The 26,867-nt window shown below is 37.2% G+C and carries 27 protein-coding genes; 13 read left to right on the top strand and 14 right to left on the bottom strand.

Annotated elements, in window-relative coordinates; all coding sequences use genetic code 11:
- Together CY0110_RS18810 and CY0110_RS18805 are read left to right on the top strand one after the other, a co-directional pair.
- A partial coding sequence (locus CY0110_RS18810) for a YcjF family protein (RefSeq protein ID WP_008277108.1) occupies positions 1 to 359 on the top strand: 359 nt, incomplete at its 5' end.
- Positions 360 to 522: 163 nt separating this feature from the next.
- Positions 523 to 813, top strand: a complete 291-nt coding sequence (locus CY0110_RS18805) for a YggT family protein (protein ID WP_008277107.1) — start codon at positions 523 to 525, stop codon at positions 811 to 813.
- A 173-nt stretch (positions 814 to 986) separates the two neighbouring features.
- Here the strand turns inward: CY0110_RS18805 and CY0110_RS18800 are convergent, their stop codons facing one another.
- Positions 987 to 1,436 (bottom strand): hypothetical protein, encoded by a 450-nt coding sequence (locus CY0110_RS18800; protein ID WP_008277106.1) that lies wholly within the window; start codon positions 1,434 to 1,436, stop codon positions 987 to 989.
- Between the two features lie 93 nt (positions 1,437 to 1,529).
- On the opposite strand from CY0110_RS18800, the gene CY0110_RS18795 reads away from it, so the two are divergent.
- Positions 1,530 to 2,459, top strand: a complete 930-nt coding sequence (locus CY0110_RS18795) for a putative bifunctional lysylphosphatidylglycerol flippase/synthetase (RefSeq protein WP_008277105.1) — start codon at positions 1,530 to 1,532, stop codon at positions 2,457 to 2,459.
- Positions 2,460 to 2,570: 111 nt separating this feature from the next.
- Here CY0110_RS18795 and CY0110_RS18790 read toward each other — a convergent pair whose 3' ends face one another.
- Positions 2,571 to 2,879 carry a hypothetical protein gene (locus CY0110_RS18790; RefSeq protein WP_008277103.1) on the bottom strand — a complete coding sequence of 103 codons (309 nt, stop codon included), beginning with the start codon at positions 2,877 to 2,879 and terminating at the stop codon, positions 2,571 to 2,573.
- Positions 2,880 to 3,093: 214 nt separating this feature from the next.
- Here CY0110_RS18790 and CY0110_RS18785 point away from each other — a divergent pair, with 214 nt between their 5' ends.
- Positions 3,094 to 3,654, top strand: coding sequence for a deoxycytidylate deaminase (locus tag CY0110_RS18785; protein WP_008277102.1), 561 nt, complete (start codon positions 3,094 to 3,096; stop codon positions 3,652 to 3,654).
- Here CY0110_RS18785 and CY0110_RS18780 read toward each other — a convergent pair.
- The 6 genes from CY0110_RS18780 to CY0110_RS18755 form a co-directional block, all read right to left on the bottom strand.
- On the bottom strand, positions 3,649 to 4,341 hold the full coding sequence (locus CY0110_RS18780; protein WP_008277101.1) for a potassium channel family protein: 693 nt from the start codon (positions 4,339 to 4,341) through the stop codon (positions 3,649 to 3,651). The genes CY0110_RS18785 and CY0110_RS18780 overlap by 6 nt on opposite strands.
- Positions 4,342 to 4,403: 62 nt before the next feature.
- On the bottom strand, positions 4,404 to 5,768 hold the full coding sequence (locus CY0110_RS18775; protein WP_035799988.1) for a TrkH family potassium uptake protein: 1,365 nt from the start codon (positions 5,766 to 5,768) through the stop codon (positions 4,404 to 4,406).
- 85 nt (positions 5,769 to 5,853) lie between these two features.
- Complete coding sequence (gene nrdR / locus CY0110_RS18770) at positions 5,854 to 6,417, bottom strand: transcriptional regulator NrdR (RefSeq protein ID WP_035799986.1); 564 nt, start codon at positions 6,415 to 6,417, stop codon at positions 5,854 to 5,856.
- 179 nt (positions 6,418 to 6,596) lie between these two features.
- The gene (locus CY0110_RS18765) at positions 6,597 to 6,692 is read right to left on the bottom strand and encodes a photosystem II reaction center protein T (protein WP_008277098.1); all 96 of its coding nucleotides are present in this window, start codon (positions 6,690 to 6,692) and stop codon (positions 6,597 to 6,599) included.
- A 224-nt stretch (positions 6,693 to 6,916) separates the two neighbouring features.
- Positions 6,917 to 7,204, bottom strand: a complete 288-nt coding sequence (locus CY0110_RS18760; RefSeq protein ID WP_008277097.1) for a DUF2288 domain-containing protein — start codon at positions 7,202 to 7,204, stop codon at positions 6,917 to 6,919.
- A gap of 96 nt (positions 7,205 to 7,300) precedes the next feature.
- The gene (locus CY0110_RS18755) at positions 7,301 to 8,761 is read right to left on the bottom strand and encodes a glycoside hydrolase family 13 protein (protein WP_008277096.1); all 1,461 of its coding nucleotides are present in this window, start codon (positions 8,759 to 8,761) and stop codon (positions 7,301 to 7,303) included.
- Positions 8,762 to 9,218: 457 nt separating this feature from the next.
- Between CY0110_RS18755 and glgB the strand changes: the two genes are divergently transcribed.
- Positions 9,219 to 11,543 carry a 1,4-alpha-glucan branching enzyme gene (gene glgB, locus CY0110_RS18750; RefSeq protein ID WP_035799983.1) on the top strand — a complete coding sequence of 775 codons (2,325 nt, stop codon included), beginning with the start codon at positions 9,219 to 9,221 and terminating at the stop codon, positions 11,541 to 11,543.
- A gap of 133 nt (positions 11,544 to 11,676) precedes the next feature.
- Here the strand turns inward: glgB and CY0110_RS18745 are convergent, their stop codons facing one another.
- The 6 genes from CY0110_RS18745 to CY0110_RS18720 all read right to left on the bottom strand — a co-directional run bounded on the left by CY0110_RS18745 (position 11,677) and on the right by CY0110_RS18720 (position 15,746).
- Positions 11,677 to 12,282, bottom strand: coding sequence for a nitroreductase family protein (locus CY0110_RS18745; protein WP_008277094.1), 606 nt, complete (start codon positions 12,280 to 12,282; stop codon positions 11,677 to 11,679).
- 50 nt (positions 12,283 to 12,332) lie between these two features.
- The gene (locus CY0110_RS18740) at positions 12,333 to 13,034 is read right to left on the bottom strand and encodes a pirin family protein (RefSeq protein WP_008277093.1); all 702 of its coding nucleotides are present in this window, start codon (positions 13,032 to 13,034) and stop codon (positions 12,333 to 12,335) included.
- Positions 13,035 to 13,184: 150 nt separating this feature from the next.
- Positions 13,185 to 13,760: a Uma2 family endonuclease gene (locus CY0110_RS18735; RefSeq protein WP_008277092.1), complete on the bottom strand. Its 576-nt coding sequence runs from the start codon at positions 13,758 to 13,760 to the stop codon at positions 13,185 to 13,187.
- An 857-nt stretch (positions 13,761 to 14,617) separates the two neighbouring features.
- Complete coding sequence (locus CY0110_RS18730; RefSeq protein WP_008277091.1) at positions 14,618 to 15,280, bottom strand: HEAT repeat domain-containing protein; 663 nt, start codon at positions 15,278 to 15,280, stop codon at positions 14,618 to 14,620.
- Positions 15,280 to 15,573: a type II toxin-antitoxin system RelE/ParE family toxin gene (locus tag CY0110_RS18725; protein ID WP_008277090.1), complete on the bottom strand. Its 294-nt coding sequence runs from the start codon at positions 15,571 to 15,573 to the stop codon at positions 15,280 to 15,282. The genes CY0110_RS18730 and CY0110_RS18725 overlap by 1 nt, the downstream gene beginning before the upstream one ends.
- Positions 15,558 to 15,746 carry a hypothetical protein gene (locus tag CY0110_RS18720; protein WP_008277089.1) on the bottom strand — a complete coding sequence of 63 codons (189 nt, stop codon included), beginning with the start codon at positions 15,744 to 15,746 and terminating at the stop codon, positions 15,558 to 15,560. The genes CY0110_RS18725 and CY0110_RS18720 overlap by 16 nt, the downstream gene beginning before the upstream one ends.
- 219 nt (positions 15,747 to 15,965) lie before the next feature.
- Between CY0110_RS18720 and trpC the strand changes: the two genes are divergently transcribed.
- From trpC to phnE, 8 genes are all read left to right on the top strand, one after another.
- The gene (trpC, locus tag CY0110_RS18715; protein ID WP_008277088.1) at positions 15,966 to 16,850 is read left to right on the top strand and encodes an indole-3-glycerol phosphate synthase TrpC; all 885 of its coding nucleotides are present in this window, start codon (positions 15,966 to 15,968) and stop codon (positions 16,848 to 16,850) included.
- Positions 16,851 to 17,558: 708 nt separating this feature from the next.
- The gene (locus CY0110_RS18705; protein WP_008277087.1) at positions 17,559 to 17,852 is read left to right on the top strand and encodes a DUF5340 domain-containing protein; all 294 of its coding nucleotides are present in this window, start codon (positions 17,559 to 17,561) and stop codon (positions 17,850 to 17,852) included.
- Positions 17,853 to 18,077: 225 nt separating this feature from the next.
- A complete protein-coding gene (locus CY0110_RS18700) occupies positions 18,078 to 21,290 on the top strand; it encodes a PAS domain S-box protein (RefSeq protein WP_008277086.1) in 3,213 nt (1,070 codons plus the stop codon).
- A 115-nt stretch (positions 21,291 to 21,405) separates the two neighbouring features.
- Positions 21,406 to 22,539, top strand: a complete 1,134-nt coding sequence (locus CY0110_RS18695; protein ID WP_008277085.1) for a hybrid sensor histidine kinase/response regulator — start codon at positions 21,406 to 21,408, stop codon at positions 22,537 to 22,539.
- Positions 22,540 to 22,903: 364 nt separating this feature from the next.
- Positions 22,904 to 24,103, top strand: a complete 1,200-nt coding sequence (locus tag CY0110_RS18690; protein ID WP_008277084.1) for a DUF4912 domain-containing protein — start codon at positions 22,904 to 22,906, stop codon at positions 24,101 to 24,103.
- A 282-nt stretch (positions 24,104 to 24,385) separates the two neighbouring features.
- Complete coding sequence (gene phnD, locus CY0110_RS18685) at positions 24,386 to 25,297, top strand: phosphonate ABC transporter substrate-binding protein (protein WP_008277083.1); 912 nt, start codon at positions 24,386 to 24,388, stop codon at positions 25,295 to 25,297.
- Positions 25,298 to 25,307: 10 nt separating this feature from the next.
- Positions 25,308 to 26,069, top strand: coding sequence for a phosphonate ABC transporter ATP-binding protein (gene phnC, locus CY0110_RS18680; RefSeq protein ID WP_008277082.1), 762 nt, complete (start codon positions 25,308 to 25,310; stop codon positions 26,067 to 26,069).
- Positions 26,047 to 26,850 carry a phosphonate ABC transporter, permease protein PhnE gene (gene phnE, locus CY0110_RS18675; RefSeq protein WP_008277081.1) on the top strand — a complete coding sequence of 268 codons (804 nt, stop codon included), beginning with the start codon at positions 26,047 to 26,049 and terminating at the stop codon, positions 26,848 to 26,850. The genes phnC and phnE overlap by 23 nt, the downstream gene beginning before the upstream one ends.
- The last annotated feature ends 17 nt before the right edge of the window (positions 26,851 to 26,867 follow it).

The following is a 26,867-nucleotide window of genomic DNA, read 5'->3' as shown; positions in this document are numbered from 1 at the left end:
GAGCAGTTGATCTATTAGGAAAAGCCTTACAACTGCATATCGCCACCTATTTAGTGGGGAAAGCCATTCAAGGGGTAACTGCAGCTTATTTAACCCGTATTGCTGGTAAAAGCTTTGTTGAATATTTCCGTCAAGATCAAGACTGGGGAGATGGAGGAATGACAGAAGTAGTACAAAGACAGTTTCAACTCAGTCGAAAGGATGAATTTCTTAAAGCTTTTGTCAAAGATGCTATCACTAAAGTGGTGCAACCCTTATCAGACAGTTGGGAAGAAGAGACAGAAGACACCACCCCTTTGAAACAACCACCTCTACAACAACAAGCAGTGTTAGAAGAAGAAGAGGATGATGATTGGTAATAATTCTAAGATATAAAATACTTTTGCCTGTTGCCTGTTGCCTCTTGCCTATCCTCACTAGCCAACTTTAAACAAAATGCAAGATGTGAGTAAGTTACATTTCATCTAAATTTGATATAAGATCACTTAGTAGACCTATTATTTATCAGGAAAATAGCTCATTATGGATAGTTCCATTACCCAATTAATTTTTCAAACCCTCAGCGCATTTCTTAACATCTATTTAGTATTACTCTTTGTTCGCATTCTCTTATCGTGGTTTCAAAGCGCAGAATGGGCTATGAGTGCCATGTCTTTTTTAAGTCCTATTACTGACCCTTATCTTAACATTTTCCGTTCTATTATTCCCCCATTAGGTGGTATCGATTTTTCTGCCATTTTAGCGATTTTGGCTTTACAATTTCTTTCTAGTGCGATCGATAGCCTATACGTTTCTAGCATGACAGGATTCTAAATGATCAGAAAAATACCCCATCCCTGTTAAGTTGTTGTCTATTTAAACAGGATATTTAAAGTTTTAGTACAAAAGCTGAAACTCTTTCTCCTGCTCTCCCTTTGCTCACTGCTCCCATGCAGTCTAAACTAGCAACTTAAATGATTAACAGCTTATGATGGGGCATTTTTTTGTTAAAAAATAGGGGTAACTTTTGTGGTAAATCCAGACGCTTTAAATTTCTTTAATTTTAAAGGAGTGGGTTGATTAGCTGGAACCGTAATTCTTACTTCAAAATCACTCACTCCTGGGGGAACTTCTGCAATAGAACCGACACGACTTCTGTTTTGTAAAGCCGGTTCATTATTAGCATCTAAAATACGTCCAAAGACATCAGCATCATAAACCGTTTTACCCGATGTATTCTTAGCTTTTCCCGTAATAATATAACAATCAGCAGGAAGACTTGAGCCTCCACTGGTTACGTTTCCTTCTGCTAGTTCTGGAGGACAATCTTTATAAGAGATATTGAATAAATCAATATTAGTTAAAGCTAAAGCTGGTTGACTCCATAGGCTGGTGAGTAAGGAAAATACACACCCTATTATTGTTGCGATCGCATAAGTTTTTATAAACTGTAACATTAATCATTTCCTCAACTTGTAGTTTTAAGGTAATATAGACTTCTTGATTATTATAATAACAAGACCAGTCATTTCAATTTACCAAATTATCTCATGGTTCGGCGTTTTATCAAATATCTGCCCGTTCTTTTAGCTATTTCTTTATTAACTCTTTCTATTGTTACCATTAGCCATGAGTTTAAAGCCCATAATCCTGCTGAAATTTTACACTATTTAAGTAACCTGAAAACAACTCAAAAAATAGGGGTAATTGCCTTGACGAGTTTAGGGTATTTAATTATGACAGGTTACGATTTTTTAGGGTTTCATTATATTAATCAATTCTTAAAACCTTCTAAGATTGCGATGACAGCTTTTATTAGTTATGCTGTTGGTAATACAATTGGTTTTACCGCCTTATCAGGAACAGCTATTCGCTATCGTTTTTATGGAGGATGGGGGATTTCTAAGGTCAAAATTGCTCAATTAATTATCTTTACCCATTTAACGTTTTGGGTGGGATTATTGGGGGTTAGTGGGGTTGTTTTTTTAATTGATCCTTTAAGCTTACCAAAAATTTTAAATTTACCTTTTCAATCGGCTCATCCCATTGGTTTTATATTTTTAATTTTAATTTCTATTTATTTTGTTATTAGTTTTTTTAGAAAAAGACCTTTTCAAATTGGTTCAGAATTAATCAGTTTTCCTTCTCCTAAAATATCTCTGGCTTCTATTTGTATTGCTGGAATGGATTGGGGAGTTGCTTCAGGAGTTTTATATTTATTGCTTCCTTTATCAGGAACTATATCATTTCCTGGCTTTTTTTGCATTTATATTTTAGCATTAACCGCAGGTCTAATTAGTAGTGTTCCTGGGGGATTAGGGGTTTTTGAAACCGTTATTTTATTATCCCTTCCTAATACTATTTCTCAAGCAGATATCTTAGGGGGATTGATTGCTTATCGAGGAATTTATTACTTTTTACCGTTGATAGTTGCTATGATTTTGTTAATTATCAAAGAAATACAGCAACAAAGTAGTTAAGATATAATAGCTGTTTGAAAATCAATTTTAGGTTCTCGTCGCAATACTCCTGTAACAATTGTCTGATTGCGATCAGCATCTGCTTGAAAACGAATTTTCATGACAGTGAGGTCAACTTATGAGAAAAATATGATAAAAATCAGGATCTTTGTTTTTTTCTTCTTGTAATTGTCCATGATATAGCTTTTCACCCTCTTTTAAATAAACATCAATCATCTCTCGATTCACCAAATAAAAGGTAATTGCTCCATAAATTTCTTCTAGAGTTGAATTAGGGAAAGAAGCGTTAATTGTTTCTGGAGATTTTCCCCTTAAAAACCCATAAATAATAGAGTCTAAAGAAATTTTTTTACCAACGATACGGTAACTTAACTCTTTTTTTTCAATATATTGTTTAGGTGTAACAATGCTAAAACTCATTGAAGTTATACGAATAAACTTAACTTAATTATGAAACATCATCAAAACTTGTAGGGACACAATAGTATGAGGCCCCCAAAATCAACAGGAATTAAGCTTTTTTAACTCTCTAACTCTAGTGCTAGAGTTGTGTAGGTGGTTACTGTAACGCAACAGTTCTAAACAGTTCTAAACAGTAACTTGTAGATGTAATTAAATCGGTTTAAAAGTATCAATGACCTTTCTCGAAGAACAAAGACCCACTTGGGACGAATACTTTATCATGATCGCTAAATTAGCTGCGACTCGCTCAACCTGTTTGGCTTTTCCAGTAGGTGCGGTGATCGTGAAAGATAAACAAGTATTAGCGACAGGATATAATGGTTCCCCCTCTGGTTCAGCACATTGTACAGCACAAGGATTTTGTTACCCTGGACTCGATAGCTGTGATACCTCTAGCAGTTTACCTTCCCGTGCTGTCCACGCTGAGGCTAATGCGATCGCTCAAGCAGCAAAACACGGCATTTCTACTCACGGAGCTAGTATATATGTCACCTTAGAACCCTGTGTTTCTTGCTTAAAATTAATTATTTCTGCGGGTATCAAAGAAGTTTTTTATGAAACGGCCTTTAATAAAGGGGAAAAAGTATTAGTTAGAGATGCGTTTGTCCAAGATAACTTGGTGAGTTTAACGCAAATAAAATTATCCCAAGAAACAGCAAAGCGAGCATCTTTATTCTTACTTAATCCTACCTCTGTTGCTAGAGAAAAGTTAGAAGATAATCAAATATTATAAAGGTAATTTTTGAATCGCTTTATTAGAACCAATGACCACCATTAATAAATCCTTATTAAGCTTCTCTTGAGGAGGAGGATTAATCTCAAATTTATCATCTTTGCCAATGGCTAAAACACTAATTTTATAACGACTTCTCAACCTTAATTCTTCGAGAGTTTTACCATGAAACTCTTCAGGAATACGAGTTTCTACAATGCAATGATCAGGATCAAGTTCAAACCGTTCCATAACCCCTGGTTTTTGAGTTAAGACATGAGCTAAATCACACCCTGCTTGATATTCAGGAAAGACGACTAAATCTGCTCCCACCCGTTGTAACAGTTTACCATGAATATCCGAAGACGCTTTGGCTACCACATATTTTACGCCTCCTTCTTTCGCATTCAAAGTAGTAATGATACTTTCTTCTAAATAGTTACCAATAGCAACAATAACCGTGTCAAATTCAAAGATTCCTGCTTCTTTTAACGCATTGGGTTTAGTCGAATCTAATTCAATAGCACTAGAGGCCATTTTTTCAGCTAAAACTTGAGCAACCAAGGCTTCATTTATGTCAGTTGCTAATACTTCATATCCCAATTTATGAAGGGTTTTACAAACAGCACGACCAAAACGACCTAATCCAATAACAGCAAATTGACGGGTTTCCCGACGCAGACTACTTAAGAAGTTTAAGGATTGCAAATTAACACCTCATCTTCAATTAATAAAAGTTTTTCAATTTTTTATCATATCAAATTTTAGGCTTATCCCACTAATAAAGTTTCTTCAGGATATTGAACAACCCGTGGACGAGTTTCCCCTGCGATCGCTGCCATAAAAAGAAGAATTCCTACTCTACCAGTGTACATAGTTAAGATCAATAAAAGTTGAGAGATAGGGGATAAACTAGCTGTGATTCCTGTGGATAATCCCACCGTTGCAAAAGCAGAAATAACCTCAAATAAAACTTGCAATGAACTAACACCAGAATCGAAAAAACTAGGGTTAACAATTCCTTCATTTAACGAAATCAGAAAAGTGATTAAGACCACCATATTAGTCGAGCCGAATACCACTGCAACTGCTTTTAAAATTAAAGGAACTGGTATTTCTCGACGAAACATTACTACCTCATCATTACCCCTTAAAACCGAGCGAGTACAATTAAATAGAATCCGTAATGTTGTCGTTTTTATTCCTCCTCCTGTACCGCTAGGACTAGCACCAATAAACATAAAACCCATAGTCAAAAATAAACCAGCAAAGGTCATTTTTCCGATATCAATACTATTAAAACCGGCTGTTCTAGTAGTTACTGATTGAAACCATGCTGTTAGTAACTTTCCTTCAAAACTTAGATTACCGAATGTATCAGGATTAGCATATTCAATAATAAAAAAGATAAGAGTTCCTGCTATTAATAAAATCGCTGTTGTACTGATGACTACTTTGAAATTTAATGAAAAAACTAATCTTTCTTGCTTATTAGTCACGAAATGAACAATGGTCATGTAAAGTTCCATAATCACTTGGTAACCAATACCACCAAAAATAATTAATAGAGGAACAGTAAAATTAATTATCCAAGAATCATAAAAATTCATTAAACTGTCAGGAAATAAACTAAATCCTGCATTATTCCAAGCACTAATACTATGAAAAATAGCAAGCCATAATCCTTGTGAAGTTCCATATTTCTGAGAAAAAACATTAAACATCAATATAATACCAAATATCTCAAAAATAAGAGTTGTGGCAATTATAGAACGAATTAGAGTTTGACTATTTCCATGTAAAAAAGGACGATCAAAAGACTCTTGTATTGCTAACTTTTGTCTGAGATCAAATCTTCTACCTAGCAACAAAATTAAGAAAGTTGTAGTGGTCATATAACCTAATCCTCCCACTTGAATTAATAGAAGGATAATTAATTGACCCCAAAAAGAAAAATAACTACCGGTGTCGACAACAATTAATCCAGTAACACAAACAGCAGAAGTCGAGGTAAATAAAGCAACTAAGGGATTATTCCAACTTCCATCATTAGTCGCAAAAGGTAACATTAACAACAGGGTTCCTACAGTAATTACTGCAAGAAATCCCACACAAATTGTCCTGGCAATTGTCATCAGAAACTATAATTCCACGATAAGATTAACTGATTTATTATTAATTATCAATTATCTATTGTCAATTATCCATTATCCTTATCACTTATCGAGAATTATCAGAACCATTATGACTTAAACTAAGGTAAGGAGAGGCTTTTGATTTATCTCTATCGGTAGCAGAAGACCCAGACCATTGAGACACGGAGGAAGGAATGGTTTCTTCTTGTAGTTGATCGAGAGTTTCCATAAAATCTTTAATCCCTTTAAATCTCCCATACACAGAAGCAAAACGGATATAAGCAACTTCATTTTCTTCCCGTAAATATTTTAAGACTAACTGTCCAATTTCATGAGTGGTCACTTCTCGTTGAGGACGTTGTTGTAAATAGGCCTCTATATCATCTACAATAGTCTCAAGACGTTGATGGGAAATCCCTGTTTTTTCGCAAGCTCTAACCATACCTCTCAAGAGCTTAGATGCGTCAAAGGATTCCTTTTTTCCATCGTGTTTAACGACAGTGATAGGAACAAACTCAATGCGTTCGTAAGTTGTAAAGCGATGTTTACAGTTTAAACATTCACGACGGCGACGGATGCTTTGTCCACCTTCGGAGGAACGAGATTCTAGAACACGGCTATTAGTATGCTGACAGTAGGGACATTGCATAGGACTATCCGTAGCAACGGAATATGAAGGTAAAAAGAGTAAGATACCAGAATGATTAATCAACGTTTGGAAAATAGTATATTCTGAGCCGCGCTCATTTTTCCTGGCAAGACAAGGAAAAATATCGGCTCAGATAGTAATGAAAAGTAACTGATTTTAGGGAGTTTAAACCCTTAAACCTACTTTTGAATGCGAGGGGGTTCACGAAAGGCAATCGCAAAAAAGAGAACGGCCAGAGCCATTGTTAAAACAACGATATAAGCAACACTTTCCATCTTAATAATTTCCTAAAATTATTTTCATTCTTAGTGTATCAAAAAAATGACAAAATTAAATGGGATTGTTCCCTTAGATGAAGATTTCACTTAACTAAGATAGATGGTTGCAACAGTCCGTAGTTGCTACTGTTGATTACATCATTTCGTTACTAGCAACATTAGCCTATTAAACTGACTAAATCTTCAATACAATGCTTCTAGATACCCCAGACATCTCTAACTTAGATACTTTGAACTAAAACAAATGGCTGTACAATTAAAGTCTTAAACAATTGAGTTTGGTTAATATTCCAATCACTTAATTGTTGATTAGATGGTTTAGTGATGAGTTCCTCTGTAATCCAACGTTGGACAACCATCTTATCATCTTGAGCAATGGCAAGGCCAACATCTAATAAGTTTAAATTTTCATCGACAACAATGACAGCATCTCGTTGAGCATGGGGTTTAATATCATTCCAATTAACATTGGCCATGTCTTCTTTCAAACGTTGTTTGAGGTCTTCCATAAGTCAGTTTTCGTCAATCAATAAGGTTATTTGTCAACAGTAACCAGTGAACAGGATACCTAATGAATCACTTGAATCACTGTTCACTGTTGAAGCTTAATCAGCTAATATCAAGCCACTACGGGCAGGAATGGTTAATTTTAACTCCTTGTTATCCCAATTAGTTGATCCTTCCCCATAAATGAGATTACTGGGTTTTGTTTGCTTAATTGAAGGGACTTTATCTAATTCAGACACAGTAATTTCAGCTTTTGTTTCTCCATTATTGACAGCAATAATTAATCCTTCCTCTCCTAAAACACGCCCAAAAATATAGACTTTATCTTTAGAATAAAGTGTATGATAATCGCCTGTGCGTAAAGCTGTATATTTTTTCCTAATTTGGATCAATTGTTTATAATAGGCCAACGCTTCAGCGTCCCATTTTTCTTCTGTGGGGAAGCCTTTTCTACAATCAGGTTCATGGCCTCCTTCAATACCAATTTCATCCCCATAAAAAATATTAGGAGTTCCAGGAAAGGTCATTAATAGTAAAGCCCCTAATTTAGCCGAAGTGCGATCGCCGTTGGCAATACTCAAGAATCGGGGGGTATCATGACTATCAAGTAAGTTTAACTGGGTTAATTGAATTTCCCAGGGATGACGGGCCAGTAATTCTTCAATTCCCTGTGCATATCCAGCAGCATCAAGGGTTTCATAGGGCTGATAAAAATGAGGGATGATTTCTTTATCAACGCGATCGCCGATAATAAATCCAGCCGTTAGACGACCAAAGGGATAATTCATTACCCCATCAAATTGCTTTCCATCGAGCCATTGAGTGGCATCAAAAGCAATTTCTCCAACAATATAGGCTTCAGGGTTAACGCCTTTGACTCGTTCGCGAAAGTCTTCCCAAAACCCTTCTGCTTTAACGCAGTCTGGCACATCTAACCGCCAACCATCGATCCCTTGTTTTAACCAATATTCTCCTACTTGCATAATATATTCTCTAACGGCGGGATTATCGTGGTTAAACTGAGGTAACGCACGATAATCGATCCAAGAAACATAATTAGCTGGAAGTGCGCCATCATAGGCAGATAAAGGCCAACCTTCGATCTTAAACCAATCTAACCAAGGGGAGTTCGGTCCATTTTCTAGGATATCGTTAAAGAAGAAGAAGCCCCGACTGGCATGGTTAAAAACCCCATCTAACACAACTTTGAACCCTTTATCGTGGGCAGTTTTTAGTAATACATCAAAAGCTTCTCTATCTCCCAATAGAGGATCAATGCCATAATAATCATGAGTATGATAGCCATGATTACTCGCAGACCGAAAAATAGGGGTAAAATAGAGCGCAGTAACCCCTAAATCTTGTAAATAATCTAATTTTTCCATTACTCCCCAAAGATTTCCCCCTTTGTATCCTTGATAAGTTGGGGGTGCATCCCAGTCTTCTAAAGGGACATCTAACAACCATTTTTGATGGGGTGGAACCTTTCTCGCAAAGGAATCGGGGTAAATTTGATAAAAAACGGCGTGTTTCACCCAGTCGGGAGTTTTAATAGCCATGAAATCTCTCGTAATGGTTTTCCATTTTCAGATAACTATGGTATCACGGGAGAGATGAGAATATTTAATGAAACTCCCTATCTCTTTCTAAAGTATAGGATGACAAACAGAATAATTTTGCCATTTTGTTGAGCATTTTAAATGGTTAATTTTATCGAACGATTGAGGCTAAGGGTAAAGATGCTATCATACCTTTATGTTTTTATGCCACTCGGTTACTTTTTAACCAGCTAAAACATAATATTGTCTTTTAGTACAAAAACCATAACCCCTCATATTAATATGAGGGGTGTAAATTTTCTAAAAGTTTAATCTAGAGAGATGCACAAGAACAGATAAAGTAGTCAAAGTTTAGCCTAAAGCTTTTTTTCCTTGACCTTCGAGGAAACTTTTGACTACTCAGTTCTGGCAAAATATAAAAAGTCTCTTTCCTCAGTTTGTTAACATAGCGAGTCCCATGACCACCACTATATCCGCCGATCAAGTTAATCAAATTATTTATAACTTACATCATGATCCCTTTGAGATTTTAGGATGTCACCTTCTAGAAGAGGGGAAAGACACCAAAAAATGGGTAGTCAGGGCTTATTTACCAAAAGCAGAAGCAGCATGGGTGATCCGTCCCACCGAACAGAAAGAAGATCCCATGAACTCAGTTCACCATCCCAACTTTTTTGAATGTATTATTGAAACCCCAGAACTCAATCACTATCAACTCAAAGTGAAAGAAGGGGAGTATGAAAAAGTAATTTATGATCCCTATGCGTTCAGTTCACCCTACTTAACAGACGAAGATATCTATTTATTTTCAGAAGGGAACCACCATCGTATCTATGAAAAATTAGGGGCCCATGTGGGTGAAATAAACGGAGTTAAAGGGGTTTATTTTGCAGTGTGGGCCCCTAATGCTAGAAACGTTTCTGTTATCGGAGATTTTAACAACTGGGATGGTCGAGAACACCAGATGCGTAAACGCAACTATACCATCTGGGAACTATTTGTGCCGAACATCGACCCAGGGACAGTCTATAAGTATGAGATCAAAAATAGTGAAGGTCATATCTATGAGAAATCCGATCCTTATGGCTTTTATCGGGAAGTTCGACCGAATACCGCCTCTATTGTGGTCGATATCGATAATATTTATCAATGGCATGACGAGGAATGGTTAGAAAAAAGACGCAATAGCGATCCTCTTAAACAACCTGTTTCTGTTTATGAGGTTCATCTAGGATCTTGGTTACATGGTTCTGCTGCCGAGAAAATGCCATTACTTAATGGAGGAGAAGCCGATCCTGTCATTGTCTCAGAATGGAACCCAGGAGCTAGGTTTCTCAGTTACTATGAATTAGCAGAAAAACTGATTCCCTACGTCAAAGACATGGGTTACACTCATATTGAATTATTACCCATCGCCGAACATCCCTTTGACGGGTCTTGGGGTTATCAAGTCACCGGATTTTATTCTCCGACTTCTCGCTTTGGCCGTCCCGAAGATTTCATGTATTTTGTGGATAAATGCCACGAAAACGGCATTGGTGTCATTTTAGACTGGGTTCCAGGCCATTTCCCCAAAGACTCCCACGGGTTAGCTTATTTTGATGGCACTCATCTGTATGAACACGCCGATCCTCGCATTGGAGAACACAAAGAATGGGGAACCTTAGTCTTTAACTATGGCCGTCATGAAGTGCGTAACTTTTTAGTGGCTAATGTTCTATTTTGGTTCGATAAGTATCATATTGATGGTATTCGGGTCGATGCAGTGGCTTCAATGTTATACCGTAATTATCTACGGAAAGAAGGGGAATGGATCGCTAACGAATATGGTGGGGACGAACATATTGAAGCAGTTAGTTTTATTCGTGAATTTAATACCGTTTTATTCGAGTATTTCCCAGGTGTTCTTTCCATTGCTGAAGAGTCTACCGAATGGGAAAAAGTATCTCGTCCTATTTATGATGGTGGCTTAGGGTTTAACCTGAAGTGGGATATGGGTTGGATGCACGATATGTTGGATTATTTCAACATTGATCCGTTTTTCCGTCAATACCATCAAAATAACGTCACATTTAGTATGTTGTACTATTACAACGAAAACTTTATGCTGGCGTTATCCCATGATGAGGTGGTGCATGGAAAGAGTAATATGTTGGGTAAAATGCCAGGGGACGAATGGCAAAAATACGCCAATGTTCGGGCTTTATTTACCTATATGTACACTCACCCCGGCAAAAAAACCATGTTTATGAGTATGGAGTTTGGCCAGTGGAGTGAGTGGAATGTCTGGGGTGACTTAGAATGGCATTTATTACAGTATGAACCCCATCAACAACTAAAACAATTTTTTACGGATCTTAACGCCCTTTATAAACAAGAACCTGCTTTATATACCCATGATTTTGAATATCATGGCTTTTACTGGATTGATTGTAACGATAATTCTCATAGTGTGGTGTCTTTTGTTCGTCAAAGCGATGATCCCGAAGATGCGTTAGTGGTAGTATGTAACTTTACCCCTCAACCCCATAGTCATTATCGTATAGGGGTTCCTGAAGCGGGATATTACATCGAATTATTTAACAGTGATGCTAAACAATATGGTGGTAGTAATATGGGGAACTTAGGGGGTAAATGGGCTGATCAATGGTCATTCCATAATAAGCCTTATTCCCTGGATTTATGTTTACCTCCTTTGGCTGTGTTAATTCTGAAGTTAGACCCAACTAAAGTACCAGAAGTAACCCTGACTGAAGCGTTAGACAGCGACGAAGAAGAGTAACTTCAAGGAGAGTTCGGCGTTCAGAGTTCAGAATTTTATAATCAGGAGTCTCAAACGCCGATTCTCTCACTAGCAAAGGTGAGCGTAGCGTCCACCAAACTCATTTAAAGCAATAAATTTTAATAAAAAAGCCTTAAAATTTATTTTCAATGACCAACTCATTCAAAGGTATTTGTCCTGGTTTAGACCAAGGTTCTTTAACCTTTTTACCAATAGCAACCATTGGACCCATTGCATAATCATCGGGTAAGTTAATAAGTTTAGAAACTTGCTCAATATCAAAACCAATCATTGGACAAGAATCATAACCCATTGCTTTAGCTGCTAACATTAAAGTTTGCATTGCAATACCTATTGATCGCTGTGCTTCATCTCTTTGTAACCATTGTCTATCTTGATAAAATGGGCCCATCCAACCCACTAATAAATCAGCCACTTCCTGCGGTGCATTTTGCCAATAACGTTGGGGTTCTTTTTTCCACGCTTTCATATCTGCTGTAAATAAAATGAGTAAAGAAGCGTCGGTCATTTGCGCTTGATCATTACCAAATTCTTTACGGATTTGTTGTCGTAATTTTGGATCTCTAAGAATCACAAAACGCCAATGTTGAATATTAAAACTGGAGGGAGATTGAATAGTTGCCTCAAGCAGTTTGCGTTCTTCTTCAGGGGTTATTTTATGATTAGGATCATATCCTTTAACAGAACGGCGTTCATAAATTGCCTTGAAAGTATCCATGAAAAATCCTCTTAATTACTTTAAAATGAAGCCTTATTTATTCTGACAGGTTAAGCTAGATCAAACAACAAAATTTCAGTTTGATTGTTAGTTGCAGTAATCTCAATTAATGACTCTTTAGTAATGGCAGCACCATCACCATTGTTAAAATGTTGACCATTAATTTGTACTGAACCTTTAGCAATTTGTAGCCAGAGAGAACGATTATTATTTGTACTATGAATTAAAGAATCGCCTTCTTTTAAAACCGCGCCATAAAGATCCACATCTTGATGAATTTGAAGAGAATTATCTTTACCATCACCCGAAGCAATTAATTTTAATTTTCCCTGTTTTTCTGACAAAGGAAAATGTTTTTCTTCATAGCTTGGTTCAATGCCTTTTTTATCAGGAAGAATCCAAATTTGCAGTAAGTGAACTGAGTCAGTGTTAGAAGCATTAAACTCGCTATGAGTAACACCTGTTCCAGCAGACATCCGTTGTACATCTCCTGGACGAATAATTGAACCGTTACCCATACTATCTTTATGTTCTAATGCGCCATCTAAAACATAGGTGATAATTTCCATGTCTCTATGACCATGAGTAGGAAACCCTCCACTTGGTTCGATTTTATCTTCATTAATTACCCGTAAATGACGAAATCCCATGTGTTTTGGGTCGTAGTAGCTACCAAAAGAAAAAGTATGCTTACTATCAAGCCAACCAAAATTGGCGTTACCTCTGGCTTGACTTTGACGAATAGTAATCATAATTTTGACTACTCCTCTGTGTTGAGATTAACTGTTTTTATTATGAATTGTTTTTTAAAAAAAGACAATATTCAATTTTATAGACAGATTGTATCTAAAAAAATGACAATTTAAAAATTGTAGGCCGATGCACTGCCCACCTTACTTAACTTACCAAATTAATGTTAAATCTAAAGTAAAATTAAGCAGTATAGTTTCCCCTGATAATATTTGAGGATTATCTAATATTTCTGTATCTTTACCTTGTCGATAAATTTCTATCTGTTTATCTTGACGATTAATTAACCAGCCTAATTTTGTCCCATTTTCTATATATTCTTTCATCTTATCTTGTAATGTTTTTAAACTATCACTAGGAGAACGTAATTCAATGACAAAATCAGGAGATAACGGTAAAAACTTTTGACGTTGTTCGGAAGTTAAAGTATTCCATTTTTCTATGGGTATCCAAGCAGCATCCGGGGAACGATAAGCATTATTAGGAAGCTTAAACCCTGTGGAAGAATCAAAAACTTTACCGAGATTATATTGTTTATTCCAAAGTCTCAATTGAAAATTAATTTCTGAATTTCTGTCACCAGTTTCTCCCCCCGTTGGTGGCATAATAATTAAATCTCCCTGAGCATTTTTTTCTAGTCTCAAATCTCGGTTATTTTCACAGATGCAATAAAATTGTTCATCTGTGAGATTAAGAATATCTAGATTAATTTGTATCGAATTAACCATAGTCTTAAAAATGTCGATATATTCTATGATATCAAGGTGGTAAGGTGGGCAATGCCCACCCTACTACTAATTATAATTAAAACATGAAAGATAGGAATAATAAAATGTCAGAAAAAGAAAAGTTATAAATTGAATTATTAAAAGAAGTTTTAGCAAGATACGAAGCTGAACAAAAAGAGTTAGTTGAACTTTACCGAAACTTAGACACAAAAGCACAGATAACGATTGTAGCATCTGGCATTTTTATCACAGCTTCAGGCAATTTAGTTAAAGAAGTAAACAAGAGTTTACCACCTCAAATAAATTTATTTTTAGCTGGTGCTATTATTTGCTTAGCTTTATCTGTTACTTGTTCTATTGCTGTTTTATTGACTAGAGAAGTTACAAGTTCTCCTATTGGTAGTGGTTATCGAGAGCTTACAAATGACACATTAAAATTTATAAACAGAGAAGATTTAACAACTGAACAAGACATTTTTCAACAGTCTCTAATTAATATTAGAAATAAAATTAGTATTTGGGAACCTAGTATTAAGAGTTATAGTAATGCGTGTGAACTGAAAGCGCAACAACTAAAATGTAGTCAAATTTGGTTATTATGTGGATTAATTATCGTATCTTTTGTAACAATTTCCTCAATATTTTTTATAGATATAATAATATGTAATCTTATGAATTTATAAACAATGGCAGAATGTAGTCAAAACAACTGTAAAAACACTCGTGTTGAAGGCAGTAGATACTGTTTACAACACTTACCTAGTGAACAAACTGAAAATACTTACCATAATCCAATTCATTCAAGTGGAGATGGTAAAAAGAATAAATAGTATTAATATATCGTGTGTAAAAGTGTCTTACTCCTGACTCCTGACTCCTGACTCCTGACTCCCTTCTACCTCTTGTAAAGCCAACTGAACCCGCGCACAAACCCCTGATTCTTCCTCAATTTCTAACTGCTTTTCTAACCGTTCAACAATAGAATTAACTAAACTTTCCTTATCCAAAGAAATCGCCAAATTTTGTAATCCCACCACCGCAGCGTAACGCACCACCCATTCAGGGTCTTCTAATACCTTAAATAATGTCTCAGTTGCCTGTTTTTGCCCGTCAAAAGCCTCCGAACCTGATAATTTAGACCATCCGATATAACCTAGTCCTTTCGCAGCCGAACGGCGCACACTCATGGAAAAATCCGTTAACGCTGCCTCTTGGAGATGGTCTAAGGCCGAAGGATGACCAATACCCGCCAAAGCGCGAGTTGCCCAGGCCCTAGCCCCGTAATTATAGCCATCAATCTGCTGTAGGAGATAAGGAACACTGACATCGCCAAGATTAATCAAACCTTCTACTGCGGCCACTGCAGCCCCAGGATTATTGTAGCCCAACGCTTCTATTAACACTGGGATCGCCTTTTTGTGGCCACTAGAAGCCAAAGACCGAACCGCCATGAGTAACCCCACCGCAGAATCGGCCCTTTCGACTCCTTCAATTAAATCGTGAATGTCTTGATCTTCCATCATTCATTGAGACCTAATAACCGTTTAGTATGGACCACCGCCACTACCTTTACCGTATCACCATTCACTTGATAGATTACACGGTAAGTATAAGCCGGTTGATCTCGAAAGGTCGTATTATCCCCTTCGGTAATCAACTCTCCTGTTAACGGATTATCCTCCAACTGATTCGTAGCATCCAAAATCTGGCGTACTACTGCAGCAGCGTAGGAAGGAGAATCACGGGCGATATAGGTCGCAATGGAATCAACATCTTCTACTGCTTTAGAAGACCAAATCACTCGATAAGCCATTTACTTAGTAGTCCCTCGACTTCCTCTTGTTGTAATATGGGTTCGCGTTCAGCGACCTGTAATCCTTGACGGATTTTTTCGAGAACATACAAATGATACTGGATATCTTCAATTGAACAATCATCTGGTAATTGATTCAAGATGGATTGGATTTTTTCTTTAATGCTATTCATAAGTTGATGATTAACGTAATCTTTAATCTAAAGTTAGGGATACTATGAGATTATATAGAAAATCTTTTTTTTTATCTTAGCCACAATTCTCCGTAGGTTCCCTCACCAGATTCACGGTAAACTTCCTAATAACTCTGGTAAAGGTACGGGAATTATGGATACAATATCCTAGATTACAGAACATCCTAAGCAATTTCTTAAAGTTTCTTAACAAAACGAATGCAAATCAGAAGACGACCCCCCAATCCTGCAGTAGAAGTCGATATTTTACGTTACCAAGTTCCCGACCCCAATGGACAAGCCCAACATATCCTAGAAGAAATCGTTTGGCACAAAGAAAAAGAAATTGAACGAATGCGCGATCGCCTTTCTTTGTTAGACTTACGAAAACAAGAGAGAAATGCGTCACCAGCTAAAGATTTTTTAGGGGCCATTGCTCAAGGAAAAACCCAACCGGCTTTAATTGCAGAAGTCAAAAAAGCCTCTCCGTCTAAGGGAGTGATTCGAGAAGATTTTGATCCGGTAGCTATTGCCCAAGCTTATGTTAACGGAGGAGCAAGTTGTTTATCGGTACTAACCGATAGTAAATTTTTCCAAGGCAGTTTTGATAATTTAGCGTTAGTCCGTCAAGCAGTAGATATTCCCCTATTGTGCAAAGAGTTTATTATTTATCCTTATCAAGTTTATTTAGCAAGGGTTAAAGGGGCCGATGCGATTCTTTTGATTGCTGCTATTCTCAAAGATTCAGACTTACAATATTTCATCAAAATTATTCGTGCTTTGGGGATGACTCCTTTAGTTGAAGTTCATTCCTTAGAAGAAATGGATCGGGTTTTAGCCATTGAAGGGGTTTCTTTAATTGGTATTAATAACCGTAATTTAGAAACTTTTGAAGTCAGTTTAAAAACGACTCAGCAACTATTAGAAGCTCGTGAAGATAAAATAAAAGAGCTTGGAATTCACGTTGTAAGCGAATCAGGTATTCATACCCCCCAAGATTTACAAACTGTTAAAGATGCGGGAGCAAATGCTGTATTGATTGGAGAATCTTTAGTAAAACAGCCTGATCCTCAACAAGCTATTTCTCAGTTATTTGGCGTTTAATTTAGTGTATTTAATCTATGAACTTCTATGAAATTTGAATTCAGATTAAATTTGCAAGACTATCAAAAAGCCAATCAAGCTTATCTTAAAAGCTTAAAAAAATCCTATTATTTTCGCTAGTTTTTAAGAATTGCATTAATTTTATTAGGTATCTTGTGGGGCAATATTTTAATAGCATTCTTGTTTTTATTTTTAGGAATAATTCTTAATCCAAAACTGAGTTTATTCAACAAGTTTATTCTTAAATTAAATTGGAAAAAGCAAAGCAATTTCCTTGGTCAATTAGTGAAAATTAAAGCTACAGAAAACTATTTTTGCATTAAAGGAGAACTATTTGAAGGAACAATCTAATGGCAATCTTTCAGCAAATTCTTAGAAACCAACAATTATTTTATTATTTAGGATATTTAGGAAGGAAAATTTGTGTACAGAATAATTCCGAAAAGAGCATTTGCTAATAAAGAACAATTACAGGAATTTAGAATAATTTTAGAAAATAAAATTCCCTCAAGAAACTGATACAATAGAAACAGAGTTAATATTGCCAGAAACGGAACAATTTTTCGACTTTAATCATCATATTGCTATAGGTCTATTCTGAAAGAATAAAGCTAGAGATAAATTTTAGCTTTTTATTACCTTTCATCGTTTATGGTAGAAGTAAGACCTAATCTTAGTCTGTTAATTATTCTATTACCAATAATTCTGATGAAATCTCTTCCTCTTCCTTCCCTTGTTCATTACGAATTACTACTACAATTGCTAGAGCGCAAAACCCTAATGATGAGTTATGAAGAACCTAACCTAGAAAAACAAGTCCAGCAACTTATCATTACTCTACGCAAAGCTAGAGCGCAACAAAAACAACTTGAAGCTATTTGCCAACAAACCCATATTCCTGTGGAGTATCATTGGTCTCTCAATAGTGTAGATGCGTCTATTAACTCCAGTAACGATCCGTCAAGTGAGTCTGCCGTTAACTCTAACATAAACTCACAATGATTACCATAGAATCTCTTCCTTGGGATAACGTAACTGCTGAGCATTAAAATTATCCCAATTGGATTCTTAAAATAGTTACCAGTGAGCAGTTATCAGTTATTAATCGGTCATATTTTCACTATTAAAAGAGTGCCTTGTCAACCTAATTAAACAATTATTAATTATTAATTGATCAATCTAGGGATGGATTTTATAATTTAGATAAATATTCTACGATAGGGGACAATGAACAATTATCCTTCCCAAACGAGAGAAAAAGATAAACTAATTCAAGACTTGCAAGCAGAAATTATTCGCTTAAAAGCTGATCAAAAAGTGGCTTTAACTATGCAAGAAACCTTACGAGAAAATGAAGAAAGATGGCAGTTAGTGGTACAGGGAACCAATGAAGGAATTTGGGACTGGAATTTGAAAACTGATGAAATGTTTTTCTCCCCTCGTTGGAAAGAAATGTTAGGGTATGGTGATCAAGAATTACCTAATCATATTAATACATGGAAAAAATTACTTCATCCCCAAGATACAGAAAGAGTGATGAAAATTTTAGCCGATCACTTTGCTAAAAAAACCGATCATTATAGTGCAGAATTTCGTTTAAAATGCCAAGATGGTAACTACAAATGGATTCTTTCTAGGGGAAAAGCTTTGTGGGATGCAACTGGAAACCTGGTAAGAATGGCTGGTTCTCATACCGATATTAGCGATCGCAAAGATGAACAAATTCTCTTAACTTCATTAATAGATTGTATTCCGGATCTTGTTTTTTGCAAAGACTCCAAAGGAGTCTATAAAATGTGTAATAATGCCTTTGAAACCTTTGCCGGACGAGATAGAAAAGATATTATTGGTAAAAGCGATTTTGAACTATTTCCTCCCGAAGAAGCATTAGGATTTCGAGAACAAGATCGCTTTATGATGCTGCAAAAACAGTCCCATCGTAACGAAGAATGGATCACTTATCCTAATGGAAAACGTCGCCTAGTAGATACCTTAAAAACTCCCTTTTGTTGTCCCGAAGGTAAACTAATGGGAACTATTGGAATTAGTCGAGATATTACCGATCGCAAACAAAAAGAAGAAGCCATCAAAAAACAAGCAGAAAGAGACGCGCTACTGAGTAATATTGCCAGACAATTAATCGATCAAGACTTAACAACTGCCGTTAATTTTATATTAGAATCCCTAGGAAAATTTACCAAATGCGATCGCAGTTATATTATCCGTTATTTTCCTGAAGAAAAAGCCTGGAGTATGCTACATGAATGGTGTAATGAATATACTCCCTCAACCATTCATGATTCTCAAAATATTTCCTTAGATGTCTTTCCCTGGTTTTCCAAACAACTCATAGAAGGGAAATCAATTTGTATTAATCGTTTAGAGGATTTTCCCCCAGAAGCTACCGCAGAAAAAGAAGCTTATCAAAATAGTTTGAGTCCTAATTTATTAGTCGTTCCCATGATGGCAGGGGGTCAAACTGTTGGCTATTTAGGCATCGATACCAATCTCTATCAAAAGTGGACAAAAGAAGATGTTAATCTCTTGAAATTAGTCGGAGAATTAATGGCGATCGCCGAAGCAAGAGCCATTGCCGAAGAAGCGCAAAATGAGTCTCAAGCGAGATTTGCAGGGATTTTAGATAATGCAAATGAAGCCATTATTTCCATTGATGAACAACAAAAAATAACCCTCTTTAATCATGCTGCTGAACAAATCTTTGGCTATATCTCCGACGAAGTATTAGGTCAACCCTTTAATCTTTTAATTCCGCCACGCTTTACTGACGATCACTATCAACATATCCAAACCTTTCAAAATACTTCAGAAACAGCAAGACAAATGGGAGGTCGTCGTCCCGTTTTTGGACAACGAAAAGATGGCACCGAATTTTTAGCAGAAGTCTCTATTTCTAAAATAAAGTTACGAGGAAAAACTATTTTCACAGCAATTATTAGGGATATTACAGAACGAAAACAAGCAGAAGAAGCCCTGAAACGAGCCAAAGAACAAGCGGATGCAGCCAACCGTGCTAAAAGTGAATTTTTAGCCAGTATGAGCCATGAACTACGTACCCCTTTAAACGCCATATTAGGCTTTACTCAAGTGATGCAAAGAGATCACAGTTTAAAAGAAGAACATAAACAAAATTTAGACATTATTGGTCGCAGTGGAGAACATTTATTAGAGTTAATCAACGACATCTTAGAGATGACAAAAATAGAAGCAGGGCGAACCACCTTGAATAAAACACAATTCGATCTCTATCGCCTGCTTGATAACCTAGAATCCATGCTGCATTTAAAAGCAGAAGAAAAAAACTTACAACTCCTCTTTGAGAAAAATCCAGACCTTCCTCAATATATAGAAACCGATGAAGGAAAACTGCGACAAGTTCTGATTAACCTCCTAGGAAATGCCATTAAATTTACTCAAGAAGGTGGAGTTATTCTACGCATTAAAACCAGTCAACAAAGTCCGAATAATCAAGCCATTATCTTAACCTTTGAAGTCGAAGACACAGGGCCAGGAATTGCTATCGAAGAAGTTGATCAACTCTTTGAAGCCTTCGGACAAACAGAAACCGGTCGTAACTCTAATGAAGGGACAGGGTTAGGGTTGCCTATCAGCCGTAAGTTTGTGGAATTAATGGGGGGAGAAATCAGTGTTAGTAGTATATTAGGCCGAGGTAGTTTATTTACCTTTACCATTAAAGCTACCATTGTTCATGGGAATACCATTAAAATTAATAAAGCCCCTCGTCGAGTGATTGGTTTAGTTCCCGGTCAACCAAAATATCGGATTTTGGCTGTTGATGATCGTTTAGAAAGTCGTATCCTATTAGTTAAGTTATTGTCTTCGATGGGCTTTAATGTTCGTCAAGCGAGTAATGGCCAAGAAGCTTTGGATCTTTGGGAACATTGGCAACCTCACTTAATTTGGATGGATATGAGAATGCCCATTATTGATGGTTATAAAGCCACCCGACGGATTAAAGCAACTTCTAGAGGACAACAAACAGTTATTATTGCCTTAACAGCCAGTGCTTTTGAAGAAGAGCGGAATTTAGTTCTATCAGCAGGATGTGATGATTTTATGCGAAAACCTTTCCGAGAAGATGTGTTATGGGAGAAAATCGCTGAGCATCTCGGTGTTGAATATATTTATGAAGACTCAGATGAGCAAAACGGCTCCTCTCAACACAGTGGAGTTATCACCCCAGAAACCACTTCTAAATTACAGACACTTCTGCAAACAATGCCCCCACAATGGATCGAACAGCTACATCAAGCAGCATTAGAATGTAGTGACGATGGCATACTCGAATTAATTAATCATATTCCTTCTGATAGTCAACCTTTAGCCGTAGTCCTTCAAGAATGGTCAGAAAATTTCCTTTTTGATTCTGTCCTCGAATTAACTCAAAAGACAATCAAATGATGTTATAAAGTTCCGATAAAGAGTGTGAGAAGTGTGAAAAGTCTAGTCAGAATATTAATATTTCTCTGCTCTACCTCCCTAAATCCCCCTGCTCTCCCAACTTCCAACTCCCTCTATGACCTCCGATTCCAGTAATATCTTAGTTGTTGATGATACTCCCGATAATTTACGGTTACTTTCAGCGATGTTATCAGAACAAGGCTATAAAGTCCGTAAAGCTCTCAATGGAAAAACTGCTTTAAATACCATTCATCAAGTTCCTGCGGATTTAATTTTGTTAGACATTAATATGCCCTCGATGAATGGTTATGAAGTATGTCAACAATTAAAAAATGACCCAATAACCCAAGACATTCCCATTATTTTTATTAGTGCGTTAGATGATGTTTTAGATAAAGTTAAAGCCTTTGACTTAGGAGGAGTAGATTATATTACGAAGCCCTTTCAAGCCGAAGAAGTTATTGCAAGAATCGAAAATCAATTAACCATACAAAGGCAAAAAAAACAACTGCAGCAAGAAATAAAAGAAAGAGAGAAAACAGAACAAACCTTAAGAATTTATCTTCATGCCGTTTCTCATGACCTACGGAATCCTGTTTTAGGGTTTTCTATGATTTTGAAGAACTTTTTAAAACAAAAAAAAGATACCATAGAAATTTCGAGAAAAGTATTAGAACAAATGTCAAAAAGTTGTGATCGCCAACTGAATTTAATTAATTCTTTGGTAGAAACCCAACAATTTGAAATGGGAGGAGTTACCCTCAATCTTAAACCTTTAAACTTAGAAAAATTAAGTCGGCAATTAGCCACTGAATGGCAACCGATGTTGACAGAAAAACAAGCCACTTTAGTCCTAGAGATTGCTCAAGATTTGCCCAGGATTCAAGGAGATAGCGATCGCCTCTGGCGTGTTCTAGAAAATCTCATGGCTAATGCGTTAAAACATAATGATCCAGGTATTGAATTAAAGCTAAAAGCAGATATAATAAAATCAGAAAAAGAAAACTTAAAACCCAACAAAATTCGCTGTATTTTAGAAGATAATGGGGTGGGGATCAACCCTGAACTAGCAGCAACCTTATTTGAAAGATATCAAAGAGGGAACAAAGCTAAACAGACTTTAGGGTTAGGATTAGGGTTATATCTTTGCCGAAAAATTATTGAAGCTCATGGCGGAGAAATTGGGGTCATTACAGAACCAGGTCAAGGGGCAAAATTTTGGTTTAGCTTACCCCTATTCGACCAATGAACAGGGTGTAAGGAGCAATGGGATAGAGATTTAAAACTCTAACCAACCAATTAACATCAGGGTTTAAAACCCAATTGCTCAAGGTGTTTCCCTTATAGCCAAAAACGAAGGGACGCTCAAATCTCAAAATATCATGGAATCATAACATATTGATCCCCAAAAGGTTATCAATCCGTAAATTCCTGATATTTTGGTCAAACCACCCCTTGACCGTTGAGACTTATGTTTTGTTACATAAGATTTAAGCCAACAGTTTAAAAACACAAATCCTCAGAGCCATCAAGTCATTGATCATCCTTATGAATAAGACTGATGACCTAATGCCAGGAGCAATTAACCGTAAAAACTATCGGAGAGTGATCTCATGGCACCAGAAAGCCAGCCCCCATTAGAAGAGATGACCTTACGCCAACTACGAAAAGTAGCCAGCGAATATAACATCTCCCGTTATAGCAGAATGCGTAAAGCGCAACTATTAATTGCCATTAAGCAAGCGATACAGTTACAAACTCCCTCCATCGTCAAAACTGAACCCAAAGCTAAGGTTGAGTCTAGTATTCAAGAGGCACAAAAAGTAGAAGCCTCTAAATTCGAGGTGGGACGAGAAAAAAGCACCACCAGAAACGAAACCGACATTGATGAAGAACTTGGGGATATTTCTGGGGGTAACCAAAGAAATCGCATCGTTCTCTTACCCCGCGATCCTCAATGGGCCTATGCTTACTGGACTGTTTCCCAACAAGCTAAAGACGCTTTAAAAGCTAAAGGAGGAGAACAATTAGCCCTACGTATTTATGATGTTAGCGATATTGATCTCAATTATCAAAGTCCTCATAGCGTCCAAGAATATCTATGTGATGATTTTACCCAAGAATGGTATATTCCTATTCCCTTAAGCGATCGCGACTACGTTGTAGATATTGGTTATCGCAGTGTTGATGGGGGTTGGTTAGTCTTAGCCCGTTCTACCAAAATGCACGTTCCAGCCCTGTATCCCTCTGACTGGATAGAAGATATTTTTGCCACCGTTAACTGGGAGGACGCAATAGAAGATAATGTGATTGAACCCTTGCTTCCTCCTAACCCAGTTCAAACAAGGTTTGCTGTTAGTGAGCAAGTGGCAGAAGCGGCCAGAGTCGCAGGATCGGCCTTTGCTGCGATGCAACAGATAGGAGGATCAGCCGAAAGTGCCTTATCTTTCCCGTCAGGACTGGGGTGGACAGTCCCCACCGTATCCGGTTTAACCATGTCGGGTATTGGTATTGCCTCTGAAGCGTTGGTTCGTTCTCGGAAATTCTGGTTAGTGGCCGATGCTGAATTAATTGTCTATGGTGCCACAGAACCCGATGCAACCGTTCTAGTTGGGGGTCATCCCGTTAAAGTGAACCCAGACGGGACTTTTCGCTTTCAAATGTCATTTCAAGATGGAATCATCGATTATCCTATTGTGGCGATCGCTGCCGATGGACAGCAAACTCGCTCTATCCACATGAAATTTGAACGGGAAACCCCATCTCGTCATACCAATAGTAAGGAAGAGGCTATTATCGAAACGTTAGGATAAGATTAAGTCGGGGGTTTGTATTAGTATTATGTTCAACCCATCAATTAACAGTCCCCACGCCGTACCTGAACGCGGGGATGTAGAGTGCGGTAATTGAGGGGTTCGATACCCCGAAAATAATGCTATAAAAAAACCAACAACTTAGGTCACTTGTCCGAACAAATTTATAATCAAAATTTATTCCAAAATTAAAATGGGTTTAATTTTCCTTCCTTAAGCTATGGATGAGCTATTCAAACACTAACCTTAGTGGTTCATTCAATCTTAAATCTAGGAAAATTTATGTTACGTCGTCAATTGCTGTTGGGGGCATTTGTTTTATTACCTTTATTCGGAGGATGTGCGAATAACGCTCAAACCTCTGAAAACACTTCTCAGGTAGCATCTTCACCAGCTAAGTCTGAAATTATCATGGGATTGATTCCAGCAGAAGACAACGAAGAAATGCTGGCTAAATTTGAGCCGATGCGAGCTCATTTAGAAAAGAAAATTGGAATGCCGGTTAAAGTTTTTCAAGCCACTGACTATGCTGGTGTCATTGAAGCGATGAAACGCGATCGCGTTGATATTGCTTGGTTTGGCCCCCTTTCTTACGTTTTAGCAGAACAGGAAGCAGAAGCGGAGGCTTTTGCTGTGGGAGTCAAAGAAGGGGGGACTTCTACCTATCAAAGTATGATTTTTGTACCGGCGGATTCTCCTGCTAAATCCATCGCTGATTTAAAAGGTCTTGATGTGGCTTTTGTTGATCCGGCTTCCACGTCAGGATCGTTAGTGCCTAGCTATATGGTCAAAAAAAGTACAGGAGAAATGCCTGATCAGTTTTTTGGCAAAGTTACTTATGCCGGTTCCCATGATGCAGCACAGTTGGCAGTGAAAAACAAGACAGTAGCAGCGGCCGGAAGTAACGATATTACCCACGACAAGATGCTGGAAAAAGGCTTAATTAAAGATAATGATTTGCGTATTTTAGAAACCTCTGATCCCATTCCAGGTTCCCCGTTAACCTATCGTGCTGATTTAGATCCCGAAACTAAAGCCAAGATAAAAGAGGTTATTCTCAATGCTCATAATGAGATTGAAGTCACTGGTTATGGTACTTTAGCTCGTTATGAAGAAGTAAGCGCCCAAGACTATCAAGTGATTCGGGATATTGTGCAACAGCTAGGTTTACAAAAAGAGGAAATTCTTAAATAAGTATTTTTCCATGACTACCATTGAATTTAAAGGAGTAACGAAAACGTTTAACAATGGTTTTCGAGCAATCCAGAGGACAGATTTAACCATTAATCCAGGAGAGTTTACAGTTATTCTCGGATCTTCGGGGGCAGGAAAATCTACGCTGTTACGCATGGTAAACGGCTTAGAAACCCCTTCCCAAGGCGAGATTTTCATTGATCAACGGAAGTTAACCCCACAAAATTTGCGTCATATTCGCGCTAAAGTGGGCATGATTTTCCAACAATTTAATTTGGTTAATCGTCTTAATGTTATGACCAATGTGTTAATTGGGCGTTCTTATTATCGTCGTTGGTGGGAGAGTCTTTTTTATCTTTTTACCAAACAAGATTATAAGTTGGCTCATTGGGCGTTAGAAAGGGTTGAATTAACGGATAAAGTTTGGCAGAGAGCCAGTAATTTATCGGGAGGGCAACAACAACGGGTAGCCATCGCCCGTGTTTTGGCACAAAAACCCCAGATCATTATTGCTGATGAACCTGTAGCTAGTTTAGATCCTGCTACAAGCTTAGAGATTTTGGGACTTCTCTCTAAAATCTGCAAAGAAGATGGCGTAACGGTATTAGCGAGTTTACATCAAGTTAATTTGGCTATGCAGTTTGCTGATCGCATTATTGGCATTAAACAAGGGAAAGTAATCTTTGATGATCAGCCCGTTAATCTGCTCAATAACAGTCTTCTAGAGACAATTTATGACAAAAAAGAGCATGAAAAAATCGCTGTGGCATAGACATTGGCCGACTCAAAATGGATTACCGTCTCTGGGAATAGTTCTGTTTGTTCTCATTATCATCATCATTTTGTTAGTAACGGCTCCCCTTGTGGAATTTAACCCTCTTACCATCGTTAAATCGACTGATAATTTCTTCGCTTTTGTATCTAACTTATTGACGGTTCCTGAGTGGCGTTATGTCCCAACCCTTACCCATAAACTGCTTGAAACCATTGCGATGGGTTTTTTAAGTACCGTCTTTTCTTGTTGTTTTAGCTTACCACTGGGAATATTAGCAGCCAGAAATAGTAGTCCTTTGCCCATTATTTTTCATCTTGTGAGAAACCTGCTCAGTTTGATGAGGGCGTTACCTGAGATTGTTTGGGCGTTACTCTTTGTGTCTGCCCTGGGATTAGGCCCATTCCCTGGTATTTTAGCTCTTACGTTTGTCACAACAGGATTTATGGGCAAATTCTTCGCTGAAAGCATTGAAGTGGTTGACGTAGGGATGATTGAAGGGGTACAAGCAACGGGAGCAAATTGGTTACAAAAGGTTCATTTTTCGATGTTGCCCCAAGCAATGCCTGATTTTATCGGCACAACCCTTTATATTCTCGATAACAATATTCGTTCAGCGACGGTACTGGGTTTTGTGGGTGCTGGAGGCATTGGTTATGAGTTAATTTCTTCTATTCGTTTATTTAATTATGGTCGTTTAATTTTAATTGTTTTGGCAATTTATTTGACGGTGACAATTTTAGATCATCTCTCAACTCAACTACGTTCCTATATTATTTAAACGAAAACATGATCATG

It is taken from the genome of Crocosphaera chwakensis CCY0110, assembly GCF_000169335.1.
GTDB classification, from domain to species: Bacteria; Cyanobacteriota; Cyanobacteriia; order Cyanobacteriales; family Microcystaceae; genus Crocosphaera; species Crocosphaera chwakensis.
The sequence above is the reverse complement of the archived record's forward strand: the minus strand, read 5'-3'. Positions and strand labels throughout refer to the sequence as shown.

Excerpts from the sequence above, each read along its gene's own strand:
- CY0110_RS18730 (WP_008277091.1), bottom strand. The coding sequence starts at position 15,280 with ATGGAAGATCAAGACATTCACGATTTAATTGAAGGAGTCGAAAGGGCC.
- CY0110_RS18735 (WP_008277092.1), bottom strand. The coding sequence starts at position 13,760 with ATGGTTAATTCGATACAAATTAATCTAGATATTCTTAATCTCACAGAT.
- CY0110_RS18790 (WP_008277103.1), bottom strand. The coding sequence starts at position 2,879 with ATGAGTTTTAGCATTGTTACACCTAAACAATATATTGAAAAAAAAGAG.
- CY0110_RS18785 (WP_008277102.1), top strand. The coding sequence starts at position 3,094 with ATGACCTTTCTCGAAGAACAAAGACCCACTTGGGACGAATACTTTATC.
- phnE (WP_008277081.1), top strand. The coding sequence starts at position 26,047 with ATGAAAAAATCGCTGTGGCATAGACATTGGCCGACTCAAAATGGATTA.
- trpC (WP_008277088.1), top strand. The coding sequence starts at position 15,966 with ATGCAAATCAGAAGACGACCCCCCAATCCTGCAGTAGAAGTCGATATT.
- CY0110_RS18760 (WP_008277097.1), bottom strand. The coding sequence starts at position 7,204 with ATGGAAGACCTCAAACAACGTTTGAAAGAAGACATGGCCAATGTTAAT.
- CY0110_RS18745 (WP_008277094.1), bottom strand. The coding sequence starts at position 12,282 with ATGGATACTTTCAAGGCAATTTATGAACGCCGTTCTGTTAAAGGATAT.
- CY0110_RS18755 (WP_008277096.1), bottom strand. The coding sequence starts at position 8,761 with ATGGCTATTAAAACTCCCGACTGGGTGAAACACGCCGTTTTTTATCAA.
- CY0110_RS18690 (WP_008277084.1), top strand. The coding sequence starts at position 22,904 with ATGGCACCAGAAAGCCAGCCCCCATTAGAAGAGATGACCTTACGCCAA.
- CY0110_RS18765 (WP_008277098.1), bottom strand. The coding sequence starts at position 6,692 with ATGGAAAGTGTTGCTTATATCGTTGTTTTAACAATGGCTCTGGCCGTT.
- CY0110_RS18700 (WP_008277086.1), top strand. The coding sequence starts at position 18,078 with ATGAACAATTATCCTTCCCAAACGAGAGAAAAAGATAAACTAATTCAA.
- phnD (WP_008277083.1), top strand. The coding sequence starts at position 24,386 with ATGTTACGTCGTCAATTGCTGTTGGGGGCATTTGTTTTATTACCTTTA.
- glgB (WP_035799983.1), top strand. The coding sequence starts at position 9,219 with ATGACCACCACTATATCCGCCGATCAAGTTAATCAAATTATTTATAAC.
- CY0110_RS18720 (WP_008277089.1), bottom strand. The coding sequence starts at position 15,746 with ATGAATAGCATTAAAGAAAAAATCCAATCCATCTTGAATCAATTACCA.
- CY0110_RS18805 (WP_008277107.1), top strand. The coding sequence starts at position 523 with ATGGATAGTTCCATTACCCAATTAATTTTTCAAACCCTCAGCGCATTT.
- CY0110_RS18705 (WP_008277087.1), top strand. The coding sequence starts at position 17,559 with ATGAAATCTCTTCCTCTTCCTTCCCTTGTTCATTACGAATTACTACTA.
- nrdR (WP_035799986.1), bottom strand. The coding sequence starts at position 6,417 with ATGCAATGTCCCTACTGTCAGCATACTAATAGCCGTGTTCTAGAATCT.
- CY0110_RS18740 (WP_008277093.1), bottom strand. The coding sequence starts at position 13,034 with ATGATTACTATTCGTCAAAGTCAAGCCAGAGGTAACGCCAATTTTGGT.
- phnC (WP_008277082.1), top strand. The coding sequence starts at position 25,308 with ATGACTACCATTGAATTTAAAGGAGTAACGAAAACGTTTAACAATGGT.
- CY0110_RS18775 (WP_035799988.1), bottom strand. The coding sequence starts at position 5,768 with ATGACAATTGCCAGGACAATTTGTGTGGGATTTCTTGCAGTAATTACT.
- CY0110_RS18695 (WP_008277085.1), top strand. The coding sequence starts at position 21,406 with ATGACCTCCGATTCCAGTAATATCTTAGTTGTTGATGATACTCCCGAT.
- CY0110_RS18800 (WP_008277106.1), bottom strand. The coding sequence starts at position 1,436 with ATGTTACAGTTTATAAAAACTTATGCGATCGCAACAATAATAGGGTGT.
- CY0110_RS18795 (WP_008277105.1), top strand. The coding sequence starts at position 1,530 with ATGGTTCGGCGTTTTATCAAATATCTGCCCGTTCTTTTAGCTATTTCT.
- CY0110_RS18725 (WP_008277090.1), bottom strand. The coding sequence starts at position 15,573 with ATGGCTTATCGAGTGATTTGGTCTTCTAAAGCAGTAGAAGATGTTGAT.